The 2,594-nt window shown below is 71.2% G+C and carries 3 protein-coding genes; 1 reads left to right on the top strand and 2 read right to left on the bottom strand.

The features are described 5' to 3' along the window. Together ACFW2E_RS37835 and ACFW2E_RS37830 are read right to left on the bottom strand one after the other, a co-directional pair. On the bottom strand, positions 1 to 1,035 hold a 1,035-nt coding region (locus ACFW2E_RS37835), incomplete at its 3' end, for a serine/threonine-protein kinase (RefSeq protein ID WP_384473876.1). 42 nt (positions 1,036 to 1,077) lie between these two features. Next, positions 1,078 to 2,112 carry a GlxA family transcriptional regulator gene (locus ACFW2E_RS37830; RefSeq protein WP_384473873.1) on the bottom strand — a complete coding sequence of 345 codons (1,035 nt, stop codon included), beginning with the start codon at positions 2,110 to 2,112 and terminating at the stop codon, positions 1,078 to 1,080. Between the two features lie 189 nt (positions 2,113 to 2,301). On the opposite strand from ACFW2E_RS37830, the gene ACFW2E_RS37825 reads away from it, so the two are divergent. Next, a complete protein-coding gene (locus ACFW2E_RS37825) occupies positions 2,302 to 2,475 on the top strand; it encodes a CsbD family protein (RefSeq protein ID WP_384473870.1) in 174 nt (57 codons plus the stop codon). The last annotated feature ends 119 nt before the right edge of the window (positions 2,476 to 2,594 follow it).

Here is a 2,594-nt window from a genome sequence, read left to right as displayed (position 1 = left end):
CCCGGGTGCCCCCGGGGGGGGCCCGGTTCGGGGTTCCTGGGCCCCCGCCCCGGGGGGCCGGCCACCGGCGCGGGCGGGCCTGGGGCGGGGGGCCGGGGGGGTGCCGGTCGTCGGTCCGTACGACGGGGGAACCGTCGGCGGTGCGGGCGGAGTCGGCGGTGCCAGCGAGTACGACGTGGCGGCCTGCTCCGGGCCGGGGCGGGCCGCGGCGGCGAGCATGCGCTCGACGGTCTCGGCGTCCGGCCGCGCCGCGGGGTCCTTGACCAGCAGGCGGTTCAGGACGTCGGTCAGGGCGCCCGCGCGCATGGGTGGCGGTACGGGTTCGTACAGCACTGCGGCCAGCGTGGCCAGTGTCGTGTCCCGGCGCAGCGGGTGGTCGCCCTCGACCGCCACGTACAGCATCATCGCCAGCGACCAGAGGTCCGCCTCGGGGCCTCCCGGCCGGCCCGAAATGCGTTCAGGTGCCATGTAGTCGGGGGTGCCGATGATCGCTCCGGTGACCGTGAGCGTGCTCGACTCGCGCAGCGCCGCGATCCCGAAGTCGGTGAGGACCGGGCGGCCGTCGCGGCGCAGCAGGACGTTGGCGGGTTTGACGTCACGGTGCTGCACGCCGGCGGCGTGCGCCGCGCGCAGTGCCGACAGGACACCCTGGCCCAGCCGGGCCGCCTCCGCGGGGGCCATGGGGCCTTGAGCGAGCCGATCGGCCAGCGAGCCGCCCTCGACCAGCTCCATGACGATCCACGGATAGGTGTCGCCACCGCCGTCGACGATGTGGTGGATGGTCACGACGTTCGGATGGTCGACCCTGGCGAGCGCTCTGGCTTCGCGCAGCACCCGCTCCCGCAGCGTCCGGGCGGCTTCCGGGTCGTACTCGGCGAGACCGGCGTCCGGCGGTCGCACTTCCTTGATGGCCACGCTGCGGTGCAGCAGCAGGTCATGGGCGCGCCACACCGTGCCCATGCCACCGCCACCGAGTCTGGCCTGTAGTTCGAAGCGGCCGTCGACGACCCGTCTGCCGCTGTCCCCCTCACTCATGCCGAGGAGAATATCCTCCTCGCCCCGGCCGCCGCGGACGGGTCAGAGCGGCGTGGTTACGCTGCCGGGGCGATCGCTCCCACCGCCGGCCACGCGGAACGTACGCCGGTAGGCCGTGGGCGTGACACCGAGCGCCGCCTGCAGATGCTGGCGCATCGACTGGGCCGTGCCGAAGCCCGAGTCCCGGGCCACCTGGTCGATGGACAGGCCGCTGGACTCCAGCAGGTGCCGGGCATGTTCGACGCGCTGCTGGGTGAGCCACTGGCCGGGGCTGACGCCGACCTCCTCACGGAAGCGGCGGGTGAAGGTGCGTACGGACATGGCCTCCTGCTCGGCCATGTCCCGCAGCTGGATCGGCTCGTGGAGCCGGCCGAGCGCCCAGGCGCGGGCGGCGGTCGTGGTGGCCACCTGGGGGTCCGGCACCGGGCGGTGGATGTACTGGGCCTGACCGCCGTCGCGGTGGGGCGGTACGACCGTGCGGCGGGCGACCTCGTTGGCGACGGCGGTGCCGTGGTCGCGGCGGACCATGTGCAGGCACAGGTCGATCCCGGCTGCGACACCCGCGGAGGTCAGCACGTCGCCGTCGTCGATGAACAGGACGTCCGCGTCCACCTTGATCTGGGGGAACAGCCGCTGGAAGTGCTCGGCGTCGGCCCAGTGCGTGGTCGCGGGGCGGCCGTCGAGGTAGCCCCCGGCCGCGAGGACGTAGACGCCCGTGCAGATGGAGGCGAGCCGGGTGCCGGGGCGGATGTGCGCAAGCGCGGCCGCCAGTTCACCGGTCAGCGCTCCGTCCTCGAAGAGGGGTCCCAGTTCGTACGAGGCCGGGACGATGACCGTGTCGGCGTCGGCCAGGGCTTCCGGACCGTTCGGAACGTGGATGGTGAAGTCGGCGTCGGTCTCGACCGGGCCGGGCGGCCGGATCGAGCAGGTGATCACCTCGTACAGGTGCCGCCCCTCCGTGTCCATGGGGCGTCCGAAGATCCGGTGCGGGATTCCCAGCTCGAAGGGGAGCAGGCCGTCGAGGGCGAGGACGACGACGCGGTGCGGACGGAAGCCTGAGTCAGGATCGGCGGGCATGGCCCGATCATAGCGAACAACATCAATCGCGCCAGGCCCGCACACGCGGGAACGGCCGGAATGAATGGGGATTCAATCCCGACCAGCCGACGAATCATCCGATCGCAATTAATCATAATTTCGATGTTTGAAGGAAGGCGCAGCGGCAACTCGGAACGCACGCCCATAGAGACGTTGGGATGTGAAAACATGGCTCGCAACCAGAAGGCGAAGGCCAAGGCAGAGCAGGCCAAGGGAAAGGTCGAGGAGACCGCCGGACGCGCCGTGGGCAACGAGAGCCTGGAGGCCAAGGGGCGCCTTGAGCAGGCTCGCGGCGACGCGCGTCAGGCCAAGGAGAAGACCAAGGACGTCTTCAAGCATTGAGCGGCATCGAAACGATGGGTGGCGGGGGGGTTGGTGTGACGGCAAAAAAACGCCCCCCCGGCGCACGTAGAAATAGACTCTGTTAAGAGGGGGGGGCCCACGCAGAAGATAGCACGAGT

This window comes from Streptomyces sp. NPDC058964 (genome assembly GCF_042741275.1).
Classification (GTDB): domain Bacteria; phylum Actinomycetota; class Actinomycetes; order Streptomycetales; family Streptomycetaceae; genus Streptomyces.
The sequence above is the reverse complement of the archived record's forward strand: the minus strand, read 5'-3'. Positions and strand labels throughout refer to the sequence as shown.

Bases quoted from the DNA above. Each gene is read 5' to 3' on its own strand.
- ACFW2E_RS37825 (WP_384473870.1), top strand. From the start codon at position 2,302: ATGGCTCGCAACCAGAAGGCGAAGGCCAAGGCAGAGCAGGCCAAGGGA.
- ACFW2E_RS37830 (WP_384473873.1), bottom strand. From the start codon at position 2,112: ATGCCCGCCGATCCTGACTCAGGCTTCCGTCCGCACCGCGTCGTCGTC.